At 57.0% G+C, this 25,198-nt stretch carries 19 protein-coding genes; 12 read left to right on the top strand and 7 right to left on the bottom strand.

The genetic code is table 11. From position 1 onward, the window contains the following. Positions 1–309 precede the first annotated feature (309 nt). Complete coding sequence (locus tag CA85_RS06370; RefSeq protein ID WP_146390496.1) at positions 310–3,327, top strand: DUF1592 domain-containing protein; 3,018 nt, start codon at positions 310–312, stop codon at positions 3,325–3,327. Next, a complete protein-coding gene (locus CA85_RS06375; RefSeq protein ID WP_146390497.1) occupies positions 3,324–4,676 on the top strand; it encodes a DUF1552 domain-containing protein in 1,353 nt (450 codons plus the stop codon). Before CA85_RS06370 ends, CA85_RS06375 begins: the two co-directional genes overlap by 4 nt. A gap of 206 nt (positions 4,677–4,882) precedes the next feature. Here CA85_RS06375 and CA85_RS06380 read toward each other — a convergent pair whose 3' ends face one another. Then, positions 4,883–6,556, bottom strand: coding sequence for a tyrosine-type recombinase/integrase (locus CA85_RS06380; RefSeq protein ID WP_186774786.1), 1,674 nt, complete (start codon positions 6,554–6,556; stop codon positions 4,883–4,885). A gap of 281 nt (positions 6,557–6,837) precedes the next feature. On the opposite strand from CA85_RS06380, the gene CA85_RS06385 reads away from it, so the two are divergent. The 8 genes from CA85_RS06385 to CA85_RS06425 all read left to right on the top strand — a co-directional run bounded on the left by CA85_RS06385 (position 6,838) and on the right by CA85_RS06425 (position 12,749). Continuing rightward, positions 6,838–7,251 (top strand): hypothetical protein, encoded by a 414-nt coding sequence (locus tag CA85_RS06385; RefSeq protein WP_186774787.1) that lies wholly within the window; start codon positions 6,838–6,840, stop codon positions 7,249–7,251. A 165-nt stretch (positions 7,252–7,416) separates the two neighbouring features. Further along, positions 7,417–7,752 (top strand): hypothetical protein, encoded by a 336-nt coding sequence (locus CA85_RS06390; RefSeq protein ID WP_146390500.1) that lies wholly within the window; start codon positions 7,417–7,419, stop codon positions 7,750–7,752. Positions 7,753–7,918: 166 nt separating this feature from the next. Continuing rightward, the gene (locus CA85_RS06395) at positions 7,919–8,464 is read left to right on the top strand and encodes a hypothetical protein (protein WP_146390501.1); all 546 of its coding nucleotides are present in this window, start codon (positions 7,919–7,921) and stop codon (positions 8,462–8,464) included. A gap of 144 nt (positions 8,465–8,608) precedes the next feature. Further along, complete coding sequence (locus CA85_RS06400) at positions 8,609–9,403, top strand: ATP-grasp domain-containing protein (RefSeq protein WP_146390502.1); 795 nt, start codon at positions 8,609–8,611, stop codon at positions 9,401–9,403. Between the two features lie 138 nt (positions 9,404–9,541). After that, positions 9,542–9,946, top strand: a complete 405-nt coding sequence (locus CA85_RS06405) for a hypothetical protein (protein ID WP_146390503.1) — start codon at positions 9,542–9,544, stop codon at positions 9,944–9,946. A 221-nt stretch (positions 9,947–10,167) separates the two neighbouring features. Beyond that, positions 10,168–10,326 (top strand): DUF1963 domain-containing protein, encoded by a 159-nt coding sequence (locus CA85_RS26085; protein ID WP_146390953.1) that lies wholly within the window; start codon positions 10,168–10,170, stop codon positions 10,324–10,326. A 455-nt stretch (positions 10,327–10,781) separates the two neighbouring features. After that, a complete protein-coding gene (locus tag CA85_RS06420; protein WP_146390504.1) occupies positions 10,782–11,225 on the top strand; it encodes a hypothetical protein in 444 nt (147 codons plus the stop codon). Positions 11,226–11,264: 39 nt separating this feature from the next. Continuing rightward, complete coding sequence (locus CA85_RS06425) at positions 11,265–12,749, top strand: right-handed parallel beta-helix repeat-containing protein (protein WP_222435413.1); 1,485 nt, start codon at positions 11,265–11,267, stop codon at positions 12,747–12,749. 65 nt (positions 12,750–12,814) lie between these two features. Here the strand turns inward: CA85_RS06425 and CA85_RS06430 are convergent, their stop codons facing one another. From CA85_RS06430 to flhA, 4 genes are all read right to left on the bottom strand, one after another. Continuing rightward, positions 12,815–14,053 (bottom strand): glycosyltransferase family 4 protein, encoded by a 1,239-nt coding sequence (locus CA85_RS06430; RefSeq protein ID WP_146390505.1) that lies wholly within the window; start codon positions 14,051–14,053, stop codon positions 12,815–12,817. 2 nt (positions 14,054–14,055) lie between these two features. After that, positions 14,056–14,874, bottom strand: a complete 819-nt coding sequence (locus CA85_RS06435) for a FliA/WhiG family RNA polymerase sigma factor (RefSeq protein WP_146390506.1) — start codon at positions 14,872–14,874, stop codon at positions 14,056–14,058. A 786-nt stretch (positions 14,875–15,660) separates the two neighbouring features. Then, positions 15,661–16,842, bottom strand: a complete 1,182-nt coding sequence (locus CA85_RS06440) for a flagellar biosynthesis protein FlhF (RefSeq protein ID WP_146390507.1) — start codon at positions 16,840–16,842, stop codon at positions 15,661–15,663. Next, positions 16,842–18,890 carry a flagellar biosynthesis protein FlhA gene (flhA, locus tag CA85_RS06445; RefSeq protein ID WP_146390956.1) on the bottom strand — a complete coding sequence of 683 codons (2,049 nt, stop codon included), beginning with the start codon at positions 18,888–18,890 and terminating at the stop codon, positions 16,842–16,844. The genes CA85_RS06440 and flhA overlap by 1 nt, the downstream gene beginning before the upstream one ends. Before the next feature lie 502 nt (positions 18,891–19,392). On the opposite strand from flhA, the gene CA85_RS06450 reads away from it, so the two are divergent. After that, positions 19,393–20,769, top strand: coding sequence for an NAD-dependent succinate-semialdehyde dehydrogenase (locus tag CA85_RS06450; protein WP_146390508.1), 1,377 nt, complete (start codon positions 19,393–19,395; stop codon positions 20,767–20,769). Positions 20,770–21,137: 368 nt separating this feature from the next. After that, entirely contained in the window at positions 21,138–22,778 is a 1,641-nt protein-coding gene (locus CA85_RS06455; protein WP_146390509.1) for an acetolactate synthase large subunit, read from the top strand. Positions 22,779–22,873: 95 nt separating this feature from the next. On the opposite strand, the gene CA85_RS06460 is transcribed toward CA85_RS06455, so the two are convergent. Both CA85_RS06460 and CA85_RS06465 read right to left on the bottom strand, forming a co-directional pair. Further along, positions 22,874–24,079, bottom strand: coding sequence for an NHL repeat-containing protein (locus CA85_RS06460; protein WP_146390510.1), 1,206 nt, complete (start codon positions 24,077–24,079; stop codon positions 22,874–22,876). A gap of 118 nt (positions 24,080–24,197) precedes the next feature. Further along, a complete protein-coding gene (locus CA85_RS06465) occupies positions 24,198–25,139 on the bottom strand; it encodes a universal stress protein (RefSeq protein WP_146390511.1) in 942 nt (313 codons plus the stop codon). Positions 25,140–25,198 lie beyond the last annotated feature (59 nt).

A 25,198-nucleotide genomic window follows, 5' to 3' on the forward strand; every position in this document is an offset into this window, starting at 1 on the left:
TTTGGAGTTCCCATGATAGGAAATCCGCGAAATTTCGGCAGCCCACGTCCCATCGAAATCATGGCGAAGTGCTAGCAAATGCCGACCCCGCAAAACACGGTGTTTTTAACGCCGCCGGGAATCGCTGAACTGACACCGACCTTTCGTGTGATTGGTGTCTTCCGTGGTTCCAACCTCGCGTTAGTTCCGGAGAACCCCAATTCAAAATTCTCGGTAGTTTCGCAATACCTTTTCGCGTAGAATAGGGGCCCCGCCGCCGACACGATCGGCAGACCATCCTCCCCCTACCCTGCAGTTTCGGGCTACCTGATGCTTGCGATCCGTTTGACCCTCCCGTTGTTGCTCGTGCTGGTTGCCGGTCGGTCTGTTCAAGCCGAATCGCTGCAGTCGACATTCGACGAAACGGTGCGACCGTTCCTGCTGTCGAATTGTCTCGAATGCCACAACGAGGACGTCACCGAAGGTGGTCTGGATTTAGATTCCGATAGTGACGTGCCGGCGGTGGTGAAGAACTTTCGGCGTTGGGCGAGCGTTCTGGATCGTCTCGAGGCGGGCGAAATGCCGCCCGAGGATGCCGATCATCAGCCGACGGAGTCCGAACGGGCTGCCGTGATCGCCTGGATCGAACAGGTCAAGGTCGCCGAAGCGAAGCGCACCCAAGGTGATCCCGGTGTGGTGCTACCGCACCGGCTCAGCAGCAACGAGTACAACTACACGATTCGCGATCTCATCGGCGAGGACATTCAACCGGCCGCTTCGTTCCCAGTCGACCCTGCCAACGAAGCTGGCTTTGACAACTCGGGTGAATCGCTAGCCATGTCCCCTGCCCTGCTCAAGAAATATCTTGCTGCGGCGCGGATGGTGTCGGAGCATTTGGCATTAACACCGAGTGGGTTTGAGTTCGCTCCTCACCCGGTGATGACCTTCACCGACCGCGACAAGTTCTGTGTGAACCGGATCATCGATTTCTATCGACGCCAGCGAACCGATTACGCGGACTACTTTACCGTGCTATGGCGGTATCAACACCGTGAAAGTCTCGGCAGAGCGGGTGCGACGCTCGCGCAACTCGCCAGCGAAGAGGGTATCAGTGAGCGGTACTGTCAAACACTGTGGGAGGTGCTCAGTGACGACACCGAACACACCGACGACAGAGAAACCGTTGGGCCGATCGCGGCGCTGCGGATCTTGCTGAGTGAGCTACCTGATGCCGCGACGCCGCAGAACAGGGCCGCCGCCGAGGCCGGATGCCAAAGGATGGCTGCGTTCGTCGCCGGACTGCGTGAATCGTTGGTTCCCCATGTCCCCAACCTGACCTCGCCGCAGATGAACAACGGGTCGCAGTCTCTCGTGCTTTGGAAGAACCGCCAGTTCGTCGCCAATCGACGACGCTATGTCGAAGACGACCTTCCCCAAGACGACTTTGGGCTGGAAGCGGGGAGTCGAGCGGCCCAGTTCATGGAGGTGACCGAGAATACCGACACGGCGGCTTACCGCGAATCGTTGACTGAGTTCTGCGATATTTTCCCGGACCAGTTCTACGTTTCCGAACGCGCCCGCGTGTACCTCGACCAGAAAAAGGAAAAGAAGCTCAAGGGGCGATATCTGAGTGCTGGATTCCACAGCCAGATGGGATACTTTCGCGACGACGCACCGCTCTACGACTTGATGCTCGATAAGGCCGCCCGAGAGGAACTCGATCGCTTGTGGTTGGAGCTGGATTTTGTGACGTCGGCTCCGATGCGCCAGTACTCTGGGTTTATTTGGTTCGATCGCACCGACTCCCGGTTCATGCGAGATCGTGTGTTCGATCGGTACCGCGCCGAGGATAAAGATTGCACGTCGGCTGAGAAGGTGGCCGGGTTGGCGGATGCGTATTGCGAAAAGGCTGAGCGGGTCGGAGCCAGTGACCAAGCCCTCCGAGCGATTCGCTTTTACTTCCAAGACATGTCCAAGACATTTCGGCGTCTGGAAAAGATCACGATCGAGTCACAACCTCGCCACTTCGACGCGCTCGTCGATTTTGCCGCACGTGCCTATCGACGCCCATTGACCGACGCTGAAAAGGATTCGATTCGATCGTTCTACGAGTCCATGCGTCAAGACGAAGGACTCAGCCACGAGGAAGCGATTCGAGACGGCGTGGTCGCGGTGTTGATGTCACCTCATTTCTGTTACCGCGTCGATGTCGCAGCCAGTCTGAATGACGTATCCACCTCCACAACAAACGCGACGTCGACGTCGCCAGCGATCCAGCCACTGAGTGACTACTCTCTGGCCAGCCGCCTGAGTTATTTCCTGTGGTCGAGTATGCCCGATGAAGAGCTTTTGCAACTAGCCGCCGACAATCGCCTGCATGAGCCAGCCGTGATGGTGGCCCAGTCGCGCCGACTGCTCGCCGACGAGCGGGCCGACGGCTTCGTCACCGAGTTCGCTGGTAATTGGCTGGACTTCCGCCGGTTTACTGAGCACAACGGTGTCGATCGCGAGCGGTTCCCCGTTTTCACTGATGAACTGCGGCAAGCCATGGCGGACGAACCAATCCGGTTCTGTCGCGATCTGATCGAGCGAGATGGCTCGGTACTGGATTTTCTCTACGCGGATCACACCTTTGTGAATCCTGTCTTGGGACAGCATTATGGCGTCGAATCCGACCGGTTGGGCGACACCAACGACCAGTGGGTTCGCTGGGACCATGCCGCTCAGCACGGGCGAGGTGGTTTGTTGCCGATGGCGGTCTTCCTCACGCACAACTCGTCGGGGTTACGAACCAGTCCTGTCCAACGCGGCAACTGGTTGATCAAGCGAATGCTTGGCGAGAAGGTGCCCGCCCCGCCTGCGACGGTGCCGGACCTACCCAGCGACGAATCGAAGCTCGGCGATTTCACGCTCCGCGAAACGCTGGCGCGGCACCGCCAGGACGTCGCCTGCGCGGGCTGTCACAATCGCATCGACTCGATGGGGTTGGTCTTTGAAGGCTATGGCCCGATCGGTGAACTCCGCGATGCCGATTTAGGTGGACGAGCGATCGATGATTCAGCCGTCTTCCCCGATGACAGTGAAGGCCACGGCCTGGCCGGCGTGCTCGACTACATTCGCAGCTCGCGGCAGGATGACTTTGTCGACAATCTATGCCGCAAACTCTTGGCCTTTGGACTCGGTCGAACGCTGCAGTTGTCCGATGAATCCGTCATTTCCGACATGAAACAAAATCTCGCCGACAATGACTATCGATTCAGCTCGATGATCGACGTGATCGTGGCGAGCCCTGCGTTTTTGAACAAGCGTGTCCATATTCCTCTTCAAGAGACGGTAGCAATCCCATGAAACCTGCAAGCTCGTCATCGAATCGATTCAACCGAGCCGTTTCGCGCCGCACGTTGCTGCGCGGCACAGGCGTGGCGATGGCCCTACCATGGCTCGAATCCATTCCCGTCTGGGGTGGTGAGCAGTCTGCCGCTGCGGAGACGCTTGCCTCGCCGCAACGCTTCGCCGCCGTATTCATGGGCTGTGGAATCAACCAAGACCATTGGTGGGCCAAGGGCAGTGGCACCGATATGGAGCTCGGCAAAAGTCTCGCGCCGATGGAAGCGATCAAGCACAAGATGAATTTCATCACCGGCTTGTTCAATGAGAACGCGACCGATGTCGGGATCCATCCCGGCCAAACCGGAAACATCCTCTCGGGCGCATCGCTCAAAAAGGGCTCGGAACTGCGCGGTGATATCAGCATGGATCAAGTGCTCGCCAATCACTTCGCCAATCAAACGGTTGCCCCCAGCCTCGTGTTGGGCTGTGAGCAACCGGTCACGGGGTATCACGAAACGAATTTCTCGATGGCCTACAGTTCGCACATCTCGTGGCAGAATGCGACCTCGCCCGTGCCGATGGAAGTCTACCCCTCGCTCGCCTTTGATTCGCTCTTTGATAATCACGGCAGCCGACGGATGGAGAGCATCCTGGACCGCGTCCAAGAAGACGCCGCGTCGCTGAGCCGCCGGGTCAGTCGATCCGACCGCACAAAGATCGACGAGTACCTGAGCAGCGTCCGCGAAGTCGAAAAGCGAGCCGCGTCGATGCGCGCGGCGCAGTCCAAGGCGGCCGCGCGTGCCCAGGATCGCGGCCAGGACATGGCGAAGATGAAACGACCCGATGACGGGCTGCCCGAAGACATCCGCGAACACATGCGATTGATGTGCGACCTCGTCGCCATCGGTTTCCAAACCGACAAGTCGCGGGTAGCAACGTTGCTGCTCAACCGTGACCTCTCGGGGCTGTTCTATCCATTCCTCGATGTCACCAACACGCATCACTCGGCATCGCACAACGATCGCTCGGACGAATATGAACGGATCTCTCGCTACTACTGTTCGCAGTACGCGTACCTGGCGAGCAAGCTCGATGCGATGCCCGAAGGCGACTCCACGGTCCTGGATCATTCGTGCCTGCTATTCATCTCGAGCATGTGGTCGGGTAACGCACACGACTCGAGCAAGGTGCCGGTGTTGTTAACGGGCGGTTTGTCGGGAACCTTAGAAACCGGTCGCGTGCTGGATTATATAGGCAAGGACGACGATGATCGCAAATTATGCAGCATGTACCTCTCGATCATGGACCGCATGGGCGTGAAGCTCGACCGATTCGGGGATGCTGAGCAACAGCTCGCCGGATTGTAGAGCTGACACCCGACGATCCATCGCTTGGCGTGACTACCCGTATTGGCGTTCGTATGGCCTGCTCTGCAACCGCGAGGGATGTCGATTTTGTTAGTCCCGAATGGGACGACAGGTTGTAGCCACGGGCGGGAGCCCGTGGATTTGGACGGGAGACGAATCCCAAAGCCCCAGCGGGGCGACAGATACTACAGGGCGATGCGGCCATCCTATGCAACCCGTTCCCCAGGCCTGTGTGCGGCACGGTAATCCGCTCCGGTCTCTCGCGCGGTTCGAGAAAGCGATTCTTCGAGAGATTTTGAGCGAGTTCGCTTCGGCGCTGGACTGGACGATTCCGCGCGACCGCCACCATGAGCAAGTCGCTGGCCGATCGATTTTCGCAAGAACTCGTAAAACTCCACTTCGCCGATCGCCCGCCGTTGCCCCGGGTCAAGCATTTGGATCTCCTCTCGCCACGCCTCCAATGGTGGAATCGCCAAGGTCCAGAAACCGGGGCGTGACTCAGTCGCACGGGTGCCTGTCAAAAACACTCGCTGTCCAACGCGGTTAATCTCAATCGTCACTCGCACAGACTCTTCGCCCTCGAATTGTTTGACATGAATCTGAGGCAACGTATCAAAACCGTTCAGCCGCTCTACTTCGGGAGTCGTATCGCCCGGCTTGTCAGCCACCGCGTCATGAGACTTCTCTGACGGAAGAACGCTGCCTGCCATCCGGTCCAACGGACTGGGCATCTGCGCCGGATCGGCAGGCTTTGCCACGTGTACATAGATGGTCGTCGTTTCTAACCTCACATGACCAAGCACTTTCTGGATGCGGCGAATATCACAACCGTCCTCAAAACTGTGGGTGGCGAAAGAGTGACGCAAGCTGTGTGGTGTGGCAGGCTTGGCGATCTCGGCGACAGCGACCGCTCGCTTCATCACTCGCTGGACAGTACGAGGATTCAGATACCGTACGGCGTTGGACGTTTGCCTCGTCGCAGACTCGCTCGGGAACAAATACGAGTCGCCACCACACTCCTCTTTTAGCGAACGAAATAGCGAGCGGTACGCCTCGGGTAACATGACTTGGCGATCGACGTTGCCTTTGCCTTGCACGATCGCAATGACATTGCGATCCAAGTCAACATCGCGCCAGCGAACTCGAACGACCTCGCTGACCCGCATCCCTGTCGCATACATAAGTCCCAAAAGCAGTTTGTCGCGCAGCGTCACGGCAGCCTCAATCAACCGCCGGACCTCGTCCTTGCTCAACACAATTGGCTTCTTCTTGTCTCGCTTGGGCGTCTCGATCCCCAGCGTGATATCGAGAAAGCAGAATTTATCGAAGGCATCCCGGATCCCCGACAGATGAACACCCACATGAGAAAAACCGCGGTCTGTCTCCACGAGGTATAGCAGGTACTCCTTGACTGTCTCTCGATCCATTTCGTGCGGGAGTCGACCCGACCAACGCAGAATCGATTTGAGTGCGCCGATATAGGCTTTGATCGTCTTCGTTTTAAAATTCCGAATCTTCATCTCACGGTACATCAGTCTGACGAACTCTCTTTGAGACGGACGCTGTGTTCTCAAATCGATGGCAGCCATCTCACTGCGAAAATCCCGTGTGTCGATCACTTGATCGCGAGGCGCGTCGCGTCCGATCGCAGCACGATACGCAGTCGCGTCGCGATAGCGGTGAATCGGATCCCGAACCGGTTTCTCAATGCGTTCCTGCTGATCCCCTGTGACCAACCCTGATGTCTCTCGAGAATCCTCGTCCGGCCGTCTGGCTTCGGCAGATTTGCCCACATGAGAGCGGTGCTCGTCGTAGGCCGCCGAGATAGTGTTTCGCGAAGTGATCTTCGCCGCCTCATTGAACAATTCATTCGGGTCCATGGCATTGCTCCCCTCAACACAGCCAGCCGCCGCGAGTCTCCCAACAGCTAGATCCGCCAGGCCGCCCCCCCAGCTCGAAAGCTGAAACACCAACTTCGAATCTAACGCTCTGTGTTCACCGATCAAGAAAAAAATCATGCAAATTCTTCGAAAACTCGAGGAAAGAAAAAAACATCCTTGCATCCCTCCACCCAAACCGCCAAAATAACCCACTTTCCGACACCTTGCGTTTATTGCGACAGGGTGTCGCCTATAAACATGTTAAACGACCTCAGGTAACCGTGACCGACCAAGCATCCGAACGTCTCGACAACGATCACCCCGATGTTGACTTCGGCCCGCTTCGTCTTTACCGCGTCATCACCGGTGACATCGCGACCAACCATGGATGGGGCGAACCATACCCGCATTCGTCGCCACCGAATCTTCCCGACAATCGTGTTCGCAACTCCGCCATCGCTCGCGGGTACATCGCGCACTATTCGCTTTCCGCTGATGGACGACTCACCTTAAACTCCTACAATTACCCGTGCGTACCGCCGCTTGGACGTGACATTGTACAGGCCGCGAGCGAACTGCTAACTGGCGACTTCTGGCTGGTGATGAAACCGTATTTCCGTGCCCCGCGAACTTACGTGCCGTTCCGTGATAGCGTGATTGTTGTGGATCAATCGGAATGGCAGACCCCAACGTAGCGCAACGGTCGTGTAACATGGTTTTTACGCTAGGCCTTCGGCACACCTTCCTTGGTTGGTCACGCTCGCTGGCATTGGTACAATCTCTCGTAGTTCAGACATCGTTCGCTTCGTTCAGGGCGGTGTCGTAAAATCCTTCCGTTGTACGCCTCAGGTATTCGACTTGTGACGCTCGCACGCAAACGCAGTTCACCAATCCACGTTGACGGCATCGACTACCGTTGGGCGGTTTCTGCGCGCACGTTGTCCTCGCCCGAATACGTACTCTTGGTTGTGCAATCGGTTGACAATGGACAACGCATTGTCGTCACTGTCCCGCACCGCGACCGCTATCTCAACATGGGCGGCCCGCCTCCGCCCGACTTTCACTACGACGCGATAACGCCGTCACTTGTCCGTACCATCATGGCCGCTGCTGTCGATGCGGGCTGGGTACCGGATCGCCCCGGTTCAGAACTGTCCTTCGAGCTTCAACCAGATGAGACCGTGCGATTGCGCTAACGGCGTACAACATGGTTTTTACGCTAGGCCTTCGGCACACCTTCGCTCTTTGGCAACGGGCGATAGCTTTGGTAGAATTTCCGCAGTTCAGACATCGTTCGCTTCGTTCAGGGCGGTGTCGTAAAAACCTTCCGTTAGGTGACGCTAGTCTACTCAGGGGCAGACCGTGCCATCCAAACTCGTTGCCATCCACGACGCTGCATCCGGCTGCGAACTCGAACTTGCTGACAACTCGCGCATTGCCCTCAACGTCACGCACGCAACCGTTCGCGACTACGTGATTCTCGATGGGTTCCGTGACCTGCAATCATTCGTTGACGCCCACCGGATCGACGTCTACTACCAACCGGTCTCTATTCGTCCATCCGACTGGGACACGTATTCGCGATTGGTTCGTGAATCTGGCGCTGCTTCCTCACTCCCCGATGTCTTGCCGCTATTCGATCTGACTCACGCCGAGATTTTGGCGTTACCCAACCGACTGTACGGGGGCATTGGTTGCGCCATCAACGACTTGCCGCCCGTTTTCTACACCTCCCCGATCGCCGACTTTCTTCCCGACAACCATCGTGGGGCCGATTGGTTTCGCTGGGCGTTCTCGTCCGCTGGGTACATGCTCCACCAAATCTACGTCAATCCAACTTCTGATATCGTGAACCTTGAGAGTGGACACGTTGAGCATCACTATCTCGAAAATCCCCGCGTCACCTAACATGGTTTTTACGCATGGGCCTTCGGCACACCTTCGCTCTTTGGCAACGGGCGTTGGCCTTGGTACAATTTCTCGCAATTCAGACTCGCTCGCTTCGTTCAGGGCGGTGTCGTAAAAACCTTCCGTTAGCGGACCCTAGCTTAAATGACTCCTGCAACGTGGGTCCTTGAATCCGACGTTTTCCCCGATTCACACTCGCCTCTTCGCGCGGCTGTCCGTGATGCGGGGCATCGTCTCGTCGATTGGAGCGACGCTTGGTGGTCCGATGGGCTACCGCCCGATCTTGGCGGCACTCACACGTTTTTCCATGGCTCGCTTGGTAACGCCGCTCGTATCCACGACGAGCTCGACTGGTCGCCGGGATCATTCTGCAACACCGCTTCGTTCTGCTGCTCGGCGTGGTACGAATCTGCTCGCGATTGGTTGCTTCACGCCGATTGGCGTTTGATGCCCGCCAATGACTTCGTCGCGTCTGCCGCTGACGTTGCCGCAGCAATCGGCTGCACCGATCGCATTTTCGTTCGCCCCAACAGCCCCTTGAAACCGTTCAGTGGTCGCGTACTTGACGTGGCTGTGGTAACGCTCAAAGCATTGGATCACGGTTTCTACTTCGATGACGAATCACTGCCGATCATTGCCGCGCCGATTCGCAAAGTAGGGCGAGAATGGCGATTCGTCATTGTTCGTAATTCGGTTGTTGCTGGCTCCGCTTACGACGCTCCGACGCGTTCGGCTGCTCCGGACCAACCCCAGAGCGAGGCTTGGACCTTCGCGCAGGTGGTTGCCAATGCTATTCCGGCACCTGCTGACGCCTACATTCTTGACGTTTGCGAATGTGACGGCGAATTGCAACTACTCGAACTCAACCCCTTTGGTGGCGCTGATCTCTACGCCTGTGATGCTACCAATATCGTGCGGGCCGTCACTGAAGCCCTCTGAGATGACCAGCCGTCTTGGCGATTCACCGGGTCCGATAACATGGTTTTTGCGCTGGCTGGCCTTGGTACAATTTCACGTAATTCAGGCGTCGTTCGCTTCGTTTAGGGCGGCGTCGCGAAACCTTCCGTGGGGCAACAGATGCTTTCTGCAATCGAACTTCACGACACCATCGTGACGCACTGCGGGCAGCGCGACGGTGACCTCGTGCTCCGCCTTTCGCCTGCACTGCTACATCGTGCTCCAACGAGCCCCGGTTTCGAGGCGGGCGATGTTTTCATGCTTGACCTTGATGTCGTGCTTCGGCACGGCGCATTTCGCGAACCGTTTACTGAGCTTCCGACCAAGTTGCAGGGCGGATCCATCACCGTTCGTAGCGACCGATATGACAACTGCGTCCCTTTCCCACTGGATATCGGTGGGCCGGTTACCGTCGCATTGATTGACTACAACGGTCGAGATGTCGAACTGACGGCAAACGCGATATCGCTTGTCCCCACGAGTTCGGAGATCTACCTTGAGTCCTTTCCGGGATCCGACGCATAGTCGCCCAACATGGTTTCGCCGCGCTGCCGCGACTTCGTCATTGCGGAATCTTTGGGTTGGCCAACGTTGAACCTCGAAACACTCACGCAAACCGATTCCAAACTGAAAGCCGTTTCTGAACACGCTGACTACATTCTTGCACTCGCCAAACCCTGTGCGAACATCACCCTCGCGGACGAAACTGGCACTGACGCGGGTAGCCGTTTCGGTGGCCCCCCTTCCTGCCCGCCGACTTTGCTTGGCCGGCCCATGACGTTGGCGAATACCGATTCCTCGGTCAAATCGACTTCTCCGAAATAACAGATCGCCCCGATTCGCTTCCGGATTCTGGCCTGCTTTCCCTCTTCTACGCGTTTGACGAGGACGGCGAGGTTTTCTAGGGCCACGAGGGTTATGTTCTCGGATTCTCTTGGCCAACCATTGACGGGCATTCGCTTTTCACTTCACTTGCATACGACCCAACTCCCGCGGGCGACTGGATTTCATTTCTTACCACTCACTCCTTCGACGAATTCGATTGGTGCTGGCACGACGGCGACAAACTAATGGTGTTCATCGAGTCCGCGAAACTTGCGGACCGCGATTTCGGCGACATCAAAAGTGATGCTGGGTAGGCACATGACATGGTTTTTACGCAAAGTCACGGCTGTCGTCGTTGGAGAATCTCTCGGTGGGCAAAGTCAATCGCTTCGGTCACGTTCCCGCTGGTGCCAGCCCGCGAACGCCTGCGATCTTTGGCAGCGTCCGTTCTGTTGGTACAATGTTTGGTATGCGACGTTAACCGCTTCGATCAGAACCGGCTTCGTACAAACCTTCCGTTGGACAGACGAGACCAATGACTGAATGGACACTGAAGCCGCAGAGGGGAATTGAACGTGGTGCGCTCGCGATTCACTTTGGCATGTCACGCTCGGCAGTCCGTGAACGAATGCGAGACGCTTTCCCACCGCCTCAGTCCCACTTCGAGACCGAAGACGACTTCGAGCACGAAACCGATGGCTCGTGGATTCGCGTTCGATACGATGACGTGGGAGTTCAGGACATCGAGTTTCTCGGCGGGCTCTTGGCATACAATGGCGTAATGCTTTTTGGCGGGAATGAATGGCCAAGTCTGCAACAGGACTTAACCGCGGCTGGCAATACCTTGCGCGATACCAAATGGCTTGGTGACGGCCACGATTGCCTTCCATTGGCCGTCAATATCGCGACCCACGAGGAAGTGGGCGGCGACGGTGATGGTATTGAATGGGTGATCATGTCAACTCAATTCGAGTCGTAAAATCTGCACACTGCTCCTACCCAAGAACAAAGATATCCTATGGTCTACCTACGAGACGCACTACGAGATGCGAGCGTGTTCTTATTGGCCGGTATGATGCTGCTGCTTCACTTCAGTTACATCGCGAACGCTGAGCAGCCTGCCCGGCAACAGGTCAACTCGGATAGGAAGACGATTCGAGATTTTGGTGCCATCGGCGACGGTGTTGCTGACGAGACGGATGCAATTCAAAGAGCGGTGGACTCACGGATCGGCTCAGTCCGTTTTCCCAAAGGAAAGTACCGCATCACGAAGACCATTGTCGTCGATCTCGATCTCGTCGGGCCAACCTCGTTGGTCGGAGATGGAACGCCGCAGGTCATCATGGAGGGCGCTGGCCCGGCGTTCCGACTGGTCGGCACCCATAGCGGTACAGCGGCGCCGCATACCGTCAAGGACAACGTTTGGGAGAACCAGCGTACCCCGATGATCGACGGAATTGAGATTGTCGGTGCCCACGATCTTGCTTGTGGGATCGAAGCGGATGGCACGATGCAATTGACCATCACTCGCGTCGTTGTTCGGAAAGCATGGCATGGCATCCATCTCGTCAATCGCAACCGGAACGTCGTGCTATCGGACTGTCACCTGTACGAGAATCGTGGGGCGGGTGTGTTCTACGACAACGTCAACCTACATCAATCGAACATTGTCGGGTGTCATATCAGCTACAATGAACAAGGCGGCGTGGTGATTCGCGGTGGTGATGTCCGGAACGTCCATATTGGTACCTGCGATATCGAAGGCAACATGGGCGGCAAGGAATCTCAGCCAGCCGCCAATGTGCTGTTGGTCTCTGAAGAAGGTTCCATTGGTGAGGTGGCCATCGTCGGCTGCACGATCCAACACACTCACGGGGCTCCCGATTCGGCAAATATTCGCATCGACGCCCATTCCAAATTGCGAGAATTCACACCCGAACGCCGCCATGGCAATATCACGATCGCTAATAACATCCTGTCTGATGTCCAGTACAATGTTGACATCAAGAACGCCCGCGGCGTGACGATTACCGGAAACACCATCTGGAAGGGGTATACGGCAAACGTGCGTGTCGCCAACTCGCGAAGCATCGTGATGTCTGACAACGTCTTCGATCGCAACCCGCGTTACTCCTATGGTGATGGTGCGGCGGCAAAGCAGGCGATCATATTTGACCAGTGCAATGGCTGCACGATCAATGCAAACCACATCGATGGGGCCGTAGGGGGAGATGGCGATGGGGGCGCAGCATTGGTGATCCGAAACAGCCATCGTTTCAATGTCACTGACTGCACGATCGTCGACTGTGGGAGTTGTGGAATTTTGCTAGACGACGTTTCCCGCAGTCGGGTATCGGATTGCCTCATCGACCACCGCGACGATGCAGCCGATCAATCGGTATCCATTCGAGCCCGCGGCGGGCAGGGAAACCAAATTTCCGACAATCTCTTGGGACACGGTCGTCAGCTATCGGAAGGCTTCACAGAGATAACTTCCGACTGAAGCGAAGTAAAACGCCACCCAGCGATGCCGAAACGGCTGATCCGACGGCGCCACAGCACACCCGGTCAGCGTTGCCCGGTATCTCGCTTGGTCGGCTGCTCGGCAAGAAGTTGGCGATACAGTTGCCGGATGTTCCGCGTCATCGTCTGGTGACGGAACTGGTCGGTGAAGCGGAGCTGCCCTGCCCTGCCCTGCTGGAATCGAAGCTCGGGATTCCGGGCCAATTCGATCAAGCGATCGGCGAGCATTCGATGATCGGCGGGCGGCACTAAGTATCCCGTTTCATGATCGATCACGACTTCGCGAGCGCCATCGATGTCGTAGCTGACTACAGGTTTTCCCGCAATCAATGCCTGCGGGAGCGCCCGGGCGAGCCCTTCGCGGTAGGACGTGTGGACGAGCAGGTCCATAGCTCCGATCATGGCAGGCACTTCGCTCGGCGGAACCAACCCCGTCAGAATGAAGTGGTCGGTCAATCCAAGCTCGGCGATTTGAGCTTGCAGAGGTTCCCGTAGCACACCGTCACCGACTAGCAGAAAGCGGGCTTGCGGGCAGGCATCGACCACTTTTCTCGCCGCGCCGATCAAATCAGCATGCCCCTTGAGATGGAACAATCGAGCGATCTTTCCAATCACGACCTGTTCTTGTCCGATCCCGTAGTGATGCCGAACTCGCTCCCGATGTTCATTTGCCGCCAGGAAGGGCTCGACGTTCATGCCGCTGCTGATCGTGGTGAACTTCTCCCGCGGGGCAACGCCTGCGGACACCATCCGGTCGGTCATCGCATCGGCGACGCTAATGAGGTGATGACAACGACGAGCGGCCCAACGTTCACAGGCGATAAAGAACTGCTTCGCGCGAGCCGATTGATACTCATGAAAGGGGGCTCCATGAACCGTATGAATAACCGCTGGGCGACGATCTGGCGACGACAGGAACTGTTTCCAGGCGACCTGGCGACCGAGCAACCCGGCCTTGGCACTGTGCGTGTGAACGACGTCGGGAGCGAATTCACCGAGAACGCGAGCGAGTCGGCGGGATGCCTGCCAATCTCGTGTTGGGTGTATCGCTCGGCGGAGCGGATCGATGATTTCAACGGGCACGTTTGCGGAGCCCGTCCGCCCTGCCCTGCCCTGCCCCGATGACTGCTGTCGGCCTAGCAGATCGCCTTCGGGACCGGTTTCTGGTCCACAGATGAGCAAGACCTCGTCACCGTGCTCGGTGATCAAGTCCTGGCAGTTCAACAGCGTATTTTCCTGTGCACCGCCGATGATCATCCGCGTGATCACATGGGCGACCCGCATGCTCAGGCACCGAATTCGAGTCGTCGGACACCGAGTTGCTGTTGCAGTCGGGTGACGATCGAGGTGTGCATCTGGCTGACCCGCGATTCCGAGAGATCGAGCGTGGCACCGATTTCCTTCATCGTCAGCTCTTCATAATAGTAGAGGATGATGATCAGACGCTCGTTGCGATTGAGCCCCTTGGTAACCAATCGCATCAGATCGGTTTTCTGAACGCGTCGGGTGGGGTCTTCACCCTTTTTATCTTCGAGAATGTCGATTTCACGGACGTCTTTATAGCTGTCCGTCTCATACCATTTTTTATTCAGAGAAACGACACCGACGGCATTGGCTTCGGTCTGCATCTTCTCGACTTCACGAACATCGAGTTCCATATGATCGGCAATCTCGGCAACAGTGGGAGTCCGTCCCAGCCGCGTTTCGAGATGCTTCGTAGCGGCGCCGAGTTTGCTGGCTTTGCTACGGACGAGCCGGGGCACCCAGTCCATTGTCCGCAGTTCGTCGAGCATGGCACCACGAATTCGTGGCACGCAGTAGGTCTCAAACTTGACACCGCGGTCGCGATCGTAGGCATCGATCGCGTCCATCAAACCAAAGATGCCGGCGCTGATCAGGTCATCGAGTTCGACGCCATCGGGGAGCCGCTGCCAAATACGCTCACCGTTGTATCTCACCAAGGGCATGAAGCGTTCGACGAGTTGATTTCGCAAACTTTCGTAGTCGGGATGGTCTTTGGTAATGGCTTTGAATGAATCCCAGACTTGGGCGATTTCTTCGTCGACGGGGGCAGCGGCGGGCATCGAATCCTCCATGATGATCACTGATCGCCAGATTCTTGAAATGCCGGGAAGGGCAAGTCAATCGGCCTGACAATGAAATGTTTCTACTTAAATTGTTAGCTTGAAGCGGTTGGAAATGAATTCCGGCGTCCTTGCCAAAGTTCCATTGCCTACTTCTCGTTTGGGCACTCGCCGATCTCGTCGCCGGGGACAGTCGTCCCATGGCAAACGATCTCTGCGAGATAACTCGCATCCGAGTCCAAAGTCAACTCCGGTTCTTTTCACATCACCGGTGACTGATTTTGATCTCGGTTGTGTCGCGTCTCCCAAATTGATTAATCGGCATCGTGAAATTTCTCTCAAGTGAGCTTTGCTATTCACGTTCCGCAACAGTTCTCGTTATCGGCTTGGGTCGTTTAAGTTCTTGAGGTAAAAAACGGGAAAATGTTGGCTCATCCGACGGAAGCGTGCGCCCGAGGTTTTCAAGGCATGGCTCCAGTATCCACGGATTTATTTGTCGGAGGAGATAGTGAATGTTAGGTGGCACTGCCGGGAGATAACGGAGCCGAGCTCTGCAGAGGTGCGGGCTTGGCAAGGGATATCTCGGTCGCCAGCGTTTCCCTGCAAAAGCGGTACGCCAATGGTGTTGTCGGTCCCTGGCGAGCGTTTGTTCGTCAGGGACGCATTTTGGACGATCATGGGATACGAGAGCCATGCCTCAAAAAACCTTCCGCTGTGCTCTGCGCACGCTTCCGTCGGATGAACCAAAATGTTTTGCGGTATTAGCGAGTAGCGAAAGAGCCTCTCGCCCGATTGCGACCTGTTTGGTCACGCAGCTTCGCCGAACGGGACCGTCAAGGGCGTCATCGGCAATAGGGAATCCACGAGATGGGGTGCGTCGGCGACGGCAATATCATCAGGTACCTGTTGGCCGTGCGTCACGTAGCTGAGGGGTGTCGATAGGTAGCGTTCGCTCGCCGTCAGTGCTGAGAGCACCCCGGCGGTGTGTGGTGTCTCATCGAGTTTGGTCAAGATCACTGAGGTCGCTCGGACCGGTGTGAAGCCGCTCAGAGTCGATAGGATGTTTTCGCTCGAACTCGTCGCGCTGAGCACGAGATGAGTTTCGTCGGGTTTCGCGGCGCGGAGGAACTCGGCTAATTGATCGATTCGCGCGTCGCTGCGCGGGCTGCGCCCTGCCGTGTCGATGAGCACCAAGTCCACATCGCCGAGTTGATCCATGGCAACTTGCATTTGTTCCGGTTTTTCAACGACCTGCATGGGCAGGTCCATGATCTCCGCATACGCCTGGAGCTGTTGCACCGCGGCAATGCGATAGGTGTCGATCGTCAATAGCCCGACGCGCCGCCGCGCCTCGATCCGGAATCCAGCGGCGAGTTTGGCAACCGTGGTGGTTTTGCCGACTCCGGTCGGACCCACCAAAGCGACCACATGCCGCTCTCCGGGCTGAGTTCGGATCGGCCCGCAAAGATTCAGCTCGCGAGCGACCGCCCGTTGCAGGTGTTCAAGTCGTCCACTCACGTCGTAGGGAATTCCGTCGTTTTCATTCAGATTGGCTGCAAAGCTTTGTGCGGAGGCCAGCCAACGTCGGATCACGGGTTCGGGCACACCGGCTTGCCGCAGGGGCACCACCAGGGGGTCGATACTGAGTGGATCAACGTCGGCGGCGTGGGGGGATTGTGGGAACTCGATCGAATTTACCGGTGGTGATCCACTCAAGGAAAGACGTGAGAACCGTTCTGATGCAACGTCATTCGATGCCGCCGGAAATTCAAAATGCGAGTGACCTTCATCTTCAGCTGGGGCGCTCGAAGGGAGGTTATTGGCGCCGCGCAATCCCGCGACCACCTCGACCTGAGTACGGCCGAGCCAACCGAGCCAGCCATCTCGGACCTGGCGTGTATGCAGCACCGAGGCGTCCGGTCCCATTTGTTCCCGGATGTCGGCCAGTGCGGCTTGCAGGTTTGCTGCTTTAAACGTTTTTATGGACATCAATCACTCACCACGCCATGCGATCGGATTTGCGTATCTTGCGTGATCTCGTTGTAGGAAAGGATCCGCACGCGGGGCATCGAAGCGGCGACGATCTTGTGCAGTCCCGGACGGATCCGTGGACTCACCAAAACGACCGGGCGATGCCCCAGCGCTATCAATTTCTTAGCACCAACGGAGATTTTCTCGCAAGTCGAGTCGACAGCAGATGGGCTCATCCGCACAAAAAGTCCGCTCTCGTTATGCTCTATCCCCGCAGCAATCCGATCTTCCATCGCAGGATCGATCGCGATCACGTGAATTTGGCCGTTTTCATCTCGATACCGCGTGCTGATCGTGCGAGCCAACCGCTGACGCACGTGCTCACTCAAGAGCACCGGATCTTTTGTCGTGCCAGCGTGATCACCGAGCGTTTCCAAAATCATGGCCAATTGCCGGATAGGAACGTCTTCCCGCAACAGAATCTGCAGTACCTGCTGGACATCGCCGACGTGGAGCAAGCCGGGGATTAGCTCCTCGACCACTGCCGGAGCGGCTTCCTTGAGTTCGTCGATCAGGTGTTTGGTAGCGTCGCGGGTCAGTAACTCATCGGCATGGCCGCGAGCAATTTCCTGGAGGTGCGTCGCCAGCACAGCGGCCGGTTCGACAGGCGTGTAGCCGTAGATCGCTGCTTGCTCTCGCTGGAATGGCTCGATCCACACCGCCGGATCACCGAAGGCGGGATCCTGGGTCGGCTCGCCCTCGATCGCGCCAGTGGTATGACCGCTATCGATTGCCAACACGCGGTCGGGCTGCACTCGCTCGGTCACGATCGGGTTCCCCGCGATTCGGATTTCGTACTGGTTTTCCTCAAGTCTCAAGTCATCGCGGATGCGGACTTTCGGCAGCACGATGCCAATATCACCGGCCATCGAGTTGCGCACCCCCGTGATTCGCTGCATCAGATCACCGCCGCGATCGGGGTCCGCCAATGACAGCAGACCGACACCGATGGACAATTCCATCGGGTCGACTGCGAGATAGTCTTCCACCCGCTTTTGTGGCACCGACTCCGCAGCCATCTTGGCATCTTCTGCGGCCTGGTCTTCGATGAGGTCTTGTTCGTTCTGTCGCCGCAGCACGACCGCCAAACCCAAGCATCCGGCGCCCAGGGTCGCCATCGGCACGGTCGGCAAACTGGTCATGATCAAGAGGCACAAAAAACCGCCCGCCACGGCCAGTGCTTTGGGATTGCTGAAGACCTGCTGCAGGAATTGCTCAGGCAGATTCGCCTTGTTCGCACTTCGCGTGACCAGCAATCCGGCGGCAAGCGAAATCAAGAGTGCCGGCAATTGGCTAACCAATCCGTCGCCGATGGTCAGCTTAGTAAACAGCTCAACGGCTTCGGAAACGGTCATTCCGTACCGCATCACGCCGATGTACAGACCACCAGCCACATTCACCAACGTGATCACGATTCCGGCGATCGCATCGCCGCGAACAAACTTGCTCGCACCGTCCATGGCCCCATAGAAGTCAGCTTGGGCGCCGACGTCCTCACGCCGCTGCTGGGCCGTTTTCTCGTCGATATTGCCAGCGTTGAGGTCTGCATCGATCGCCATTTGCTTGCCTGGCATGCCATCGAGAGCAAACCGCGCCGCCACCTCGCTAATCCGTGTTGCCCCTTTGGTGATCACGATGAACTGGATCAGCACAATGATCACAAAAATGATGATCCCCACCTCGATCCGGTCTCCAGCGACGAACTCGCCGAAACTCTGGATCACGCCCCCCACAGCACCGCTATCTCCCGATTCCGTACTGGTGAGAATCAACCGAGTCGTGGCCACGTTGAGCACGAGCCGGGCAAGCGTCGTGGCCAACAGAAGAGACGGAAAAATGCTGAATTCGAGCGGCGTTTTGACGTACACCGTCGTCAACAGCACGATCACCCCAACGGTGATATTGGCTGCCAATAACAGATCCATCACCAGCGGCGGCAGCGGTATCAAGATGACGACGAGGCAACCAATGATGCCCAGAGGCAGCACCAGATCTCGATAGCGCATCAACGACTGCATGGACCGTCCTTTGTCCTCAAAAACGCCTAACCGAAGAAGGGTCTGACCCTCTCCGGTATGGCTGTTAAAAACCAAGTCAAATGATTCGCCTGGAAAGGGTCAGACCCCTTCTCGGATAGGCTCGAATTAGAAAGTTCGTCTCAAGTTCGAACGTAGCACGTCCGAGAAGCACGCGTCCAGATCGTTCACAGCCGTTCGAGTTTCACGCGATGTGGGAGCGGGAAAACCGCCTCAGAACCTGGCACAGCGTTTGCAACTTCCGTTGTGCTCAGCGTGCTGACAGGGCGGCACTTTCGCCACGGCGACCGCGACCTGTAGCCGTTAAGCAAGCCGGTGCGAGGCTCGTTCTAGCAGGGCCCGGACTAGTCGGGACAGGAATTGCCCTGTGCATGCCCATCCCCAATCCCCCTGACAACACGACTGCCTGTCCCGACGCCCCATTTCGACGCCCCAGTCGCTTCACGAAAGTCACCCATCCGAGGAGCCAATCATGAGTATTACCAGCATCAATCCCGCCACCAATGAAGAATTGAAAGCCTTCACTCCACTGTCCAAGGACGCGACGTTAGAGGCCGTCGCGAGGTCCGACGAGGCCTATCAGAGTTGGCGGAAAACATCCTTCGCTGAGCGTAAGAAAGTCATCCTCACCTTTGTCGAGAAGCTTCGCGAGCGGACCGATGAGTTCGCTCGCCTGATCACGCTTGACATGGGCAAGCGAATCAGCGAGAGCCGCAGAGAAATCGAATTTTGTGCAGAGATCGCGGAGTTCTACGCCAACGGTGCCGAGACATTTCTTGCCGATCAACCGATGGAGAATGTCGATGCGGATGCCTACATCCACTACGAACCCATCGGTGTGTTGATGGGTGTCATGCCGTGGAACTTTCCCTTCTACCAGGTCACTCGCTTTGCGATGCCAAACATCATGGCGGGCAATGCGGTGATGGTGAAGCATGCCAGTAACGTGCCCCAGTGTGCCGACGCCATCTCCCGGCTGTTTACCGAGTGCGGGTTGCCCGATGACGTGTACACGAACCTGTTCATCCCCTCTGAGTTCGTTGAATCGATCATCGCAGATTCGCGGGTGCAGGGCGTGTCACTGACGGGCAGTGAGAAAGCCGGTGCCGCCGTAGCCGCTGCGGCAGGCGAGAACCTCAAACGCTCCGTGTTGGAGCTGGGCGGAAACGACCCGTTCATCGTGCTTGAAGATGCTGACTTGAAGGAGACCGTCGAATTGGCGGTTAAGGGACGCATGGTCAACGCGGGCCAATCCTGCGTCGCTGCCAAGCGATTCATTGTGGTGGAACCCGTCGCCAATGAATTCCTCGATGGATTCAAGGAAGCGATGTCGGCCCTTCAGATTGGCGACCCCATGGACGAGGACACGACTCTCTCGCCGCTGTCAACCGAAGACGCGGCGGTCAAATTGCAAGAGCAGGTCCAATCCTCGGTTGATGCAGGAGCGACCGTGCTGCTCGGCGGCGATCGTCCTGATCGCGAAGGAGCGTACTTCAACGCAACAATCTTGACCGGCGTCACACCCGACATGCCGACCTTCGACCAAGAACTCTTCGGTCCGGTCGCGACGGTTTATGTGGTCAAGGACGAAGCAGCCGCAATTGAACTCGCCAATCGCTCCTCCTACGGCCTCGGTGGCAGCGTTTACACGAAGGACACCGAGCGTGGGCAGCGGGTGGCCGAGCAGATTGAAACCGGCATGGTGTTCGTCAACCAACCGACGAACTCGCAAGCAGAGTTGCCGTTCGGCGGCATCAAGAATTCTGGCTACGGACGAGAACTCTCGCACCTCGGGATCCTCGAGTTCGTCAACAAGAAGCTCATTCACCTCGGACCGGCCAAGAAATAAGGGTTCATCCGACGGAAGTGTGCGCAGAGCACAGCGGAAGGTTTTTTGAAGCATGGCTCTCGTATCGAATGATCGTTCAAAAATGCGTCCCTGACGAACAAACGCTCGCCAGGGACCGACAACACCATTGGCGTACCGCTTTTGCAGGGAAACGCTGGCGACCGAGATATCCCTTGCCAAGCCAGCACCTCTGCAAAGCTCGGCTCCGTTTCTCCCGGCAGTGCCAGTCGAACATTGATAATCACATCCTATAAATAAATCCTTCGATACGGGAGCCATGCCTTGAAAACCTCGGGCGCACGCTTCCGTCGGATGAGCCGAAATAAGAGCCATCGCCGCCTCTCACCCAAAGTGTTATTGGAAGTACCATGAAAGCGTCTGATCTATTTGTCGAAGCGTTGGTCAACGAGGGCGTCGAGCGAATCTTTGGGGTTCCGGGAGAAGAGAATCTCGATTTCCTTGACTCGCTGTCTCGCAGTCCGATCGAAATGGTGCTGACCCGACATGAACAGGCGGCAGGATTCATGGCCGCCACGCATGGGCGGCTAACTGGTAAGGCCGGAGTTTGCCTATCGACACTCGGTCCCGGTGCGACGAATCTTATGACGGCGGCAGCCTATGCGAACCTGGGCGCGATGCCAATGGTGATGCTGACTGGCCAGAAACCGATCAAGTCGAGCAAGCAAGGTCAATTCCAGATCGTCGACGTCGTCGACATGATGCAGCCGCTGACGAAATTTTCGCGGCGGATTGGAAGTGGAGATCTCGTACCCGCGAGTGTCCGTGAAGCGTTCCGGCGGGCCGAGGAGGAACGCCCTGGAGCCGTCCATCTGGAACTACCGGAGGATATCGCTCAAGAGGATACAGACGCGAGCATCATCCCTCCTAGCTTCATTCGCCGGCCGGTCGCCGAACAGAAGGCGATCGCACGGGCCGTTGAGGTGCTGACCAAGGCCAAACGGCCGTTGTTGTTGATCGGTGCGGGAGCGAACCGAAAGCGGACCAGTCAGATGCTACACAAATTTGTGGATAAGACGCGTATACGATGTGTCGCAACGCAGATGGGCAAAGGCGTGGTCAGTGAAGACCATCCCTGCTTCCTTGGCAATGCCGCATTGTCGTCAGGTGACTTCGTGCACCGAGCGTTCGACACCGCCGATGTGATTATGAATGTCGGGCACGATGTCGTTGAAAAGCCGCCGTTTTTCATGGAGAAGGATGGTTGCACGGTGATCCATGTCAACTTCACCTCGGCGGAGGTCGACCCCGTTTACTTCCCACAACTCGAAGTGATTGGGGACATCGCCGATAGCGTCCATGAGATCAGCGAGCGGCTACCTGAGCCGCTTCAGTGGGATACGACATTCTTTGACAAAGTTCGAACTGCACTCTCGATGCATATTGGGCGCGACGCGGACGCCGACCAGTTCCCAGTTCTGCCGCAGCGATTGGTTGCCGATGTCCGCCGTGCGATGCCGCGTGATGGCATCGTTGCGTTGGACAACGGCATGTATAAGCTTTGGTTCGCACGAAACTATCCTGCCTACACGACCAATACAGCGTTGCTCGACAACGCATTGGCCTCCATGGGAGCGGGATTGCCTTCGGCGATCATGGCCGCGATGGTGAACCCCGACCAGCGCGTGATAGCCGTCTGCGGGGACGGTGGATTCATGATGAACTCCGCCGAGTTGGAGACCGCCGTTCGCCTCGGGTTGAATCTTGTCGTGCTGCTATTGCGTGATGATGCTCTCGGCATGATCCAGTGGAAACAAGAGGACATGGGTTTCAGTGATTACGGACTCACCTTCCACAATCCCGATTTCGTGAAATATGCCGAATCCTATGGAGCGGTAGGTCACCAGGTGACATCGACCGACCAACTCTTACCCAGCATCCATCATGCATTTGATAGAGGCGGTGTCCACCTGATCGATGTCCCTGTCGACTACTCCGACAACGACCGGATCCTCAATCAAGAGATCCAAGAACTCAGCGGTCGCCTGTAACGACCTTGCATACTCGATATGCGAGCACTCGACTGAGGTGCACCATCGAATTTGAAACCGTGCCGGTCCTCCGTCCGGATCCGCTTGATTGCGGATTAGTGCTCAACGACTTCGACGGCTTGGAATACAGCCGTCTGGCCATCGTTTCGCTTTCCGTTTCTGTTCTCTCCGCCGTTGGGCCAAGACAAGGCAATTGCAAATAGCTCGCCATCTCGCGTCACAGTGCAGACGCCGTGCATGTGATGCATGTACTCGAGTCCATCGTACGACGCAGGGATGAGATTCCCGACCACGCTCCCGTCGACCATGACCAGCACGGGAGCGACACCATTGGTCGTCGAGAGCGAATTCAGTAAGGGTAAGAACGCAGAGTCGTTCGTTAGCGAAACGTTGCACGGGTTGGATCCTTCGGGCAACGCGATGAACTTCTGTTCGTTCGCCCCGGGCAACGACACGGCATCGCCATTGGCGTCAAAGCCGTAGATTCGACCATGACCTCGTGACGCCACGATCACCGTTTCTTTCCCGTCAATGGTTGCCACTTCGACGCCATGAGCCGTCTGGAAGGGACCTCCCTTGCCAACCTTGCCACCCCAAGCGGGACCCGACCATTTCCACTGACCATCGATGAATTTCGCCGTCAAGGCATAGTCGCCCGGCGTGTATCCCGTCACGACCACCAGACTCTCAGCTTTGGGCAACCAAACCACATCACACGGGGAGAACGCACCACCGTCGCGATAGTACTGATTCACCACTTCATTCTCGAATTCATCACCGGTGGGTTTTGGCAATCTTGCTAGAATCTCTCCGCGTTTGGCGATCACGACTTCACGCGTATTCGTTGATGAAAATGCCCACAGCACCTCATCATCGAACTGGAAGCAGTCTGTTCCGTGAGCGTTCATTCCTTTCGCGAAGTACGGATCCTGATTCTCCAGCAAGGTCCACTCTTTTAGATCAGCTTGGAGCGTGACCAAACCGTGGTTAGCAACCACCGTGACGACTTCTTGAGTCTCTGGATCCTCGTCAGCATTGTTGTGCAATCCTCCGATCGCCGCCTTCGACATCGCTTCGCTTTGGCCCCCGAGGTCGTCACGGTGCTTCCAGGTGTATGTTTTCTCATTCATGCTGAACGAATTGTCTGGCAAGGTTTCGAGCAGTACGGTCGTGAAGGTGCGCTGGTCGCCAGCGACAGTTTTCTCGCCCTGAACATGATGGGAGTGACCCTCATGCGCCGAAGCAGTGACCCCCAGAAGAACAAGAGTGACAGGGGCCAAGAAGAATGCACAAATTTTCACGACAATCGATCCAGCAAAAGAAGTTGGTAAGGTTAAAATCAAGAGGTGTTCTCGGGAGTCAAGCTCCTGCAATTGCTGTAGATGGTAGCAGTATTGCTCACATTACTGCAGGCAGGCTTCAGCGTATAATCAGCACGCTGCAGTGGACGTGATGCAGGACGTATCGGGAGGTGCTGCCGAGGAAGAATCGTGAGAGGGCGCTGCGGCCGGTGTCACCGAGGACGATCAGATCACTGTGATTGGATTCGGCAAAATCTACTAGCCCTTCCCCCACATGCTCTACTTCGATGCTGTATCCTTCCGACCGGGCTCCACACTCCAACAGTCGCTCGGAAGCGGCATCGGCGCAGCGCCGGGCTTCGGTGCGGCGGCGAGCAGCCTCTTCCATGGTCGTGGCCAAAATGTCTTCGCGGAAGACCTCCAACTTGACCGATGCCGTTATCGCGACGAGATGGTGCTGGTCGGTCCACGCGAACTGGCACAGCTCGTCCATGAGTTTGGTAGAGACTTCGCGATTATCCACAGCAATCGTCGCGTGCCCGATACGCCCTTCGGGGACGTCCTGGACGGGTTGCCCGTCCTCGCCAATCTCCGGGCGTACGACAAGCACGCTGCAGGCGGCGTGGGTGGCGACGTAGTCACTGACGCTTCCGAGCAAGACTCGTTCGAAGGCGGAGTGCCCTTTCGCGGCGACTACGACAACGTCGGCCTGATTTTCCTTGGCACGCTCAACGATACAGTGCCCAATATGTCCCGTCATTTGGTGCGAGGTTACCGAAGCGTCGAGATGGCTGATCGCGTCACGTGCCGTCTCGGTCACCTGCCGAGCCCGCTCTTCTTGGTGCTCGATGAACTGGGGATACCACAACTCCGTTTGCCCCGTCAGCACAACGTCGGGTGGATTGACGACGGTCAAGATCTCCACTTCGGTCGGTTTCCCCAATGGAAACGCAGCTAGATACCTGCAGGCAGCGAGCGAGTGAGCTGATCCGTCAACGGCAAGCAAAATCTTCATCGGTAGTGTCTCTCGGAGCGGCGGTAGGTTGAATTGAGCGGGCATCCCGCCTGTCGATGTGAACGTGCGATAGCAAAACCTGTTCTGCTTTTGCGACACCGCCA

The organism is Allorhodopirellula solitaria (assembly GCF_007859855.1).
GTDB classification, from domain to species: Bacteria; Planctomycetota; Planctomycetia; order Pirellulales; family Pirellulaceae; genus Rhodopirellula; species Rhodopirellula solitaria.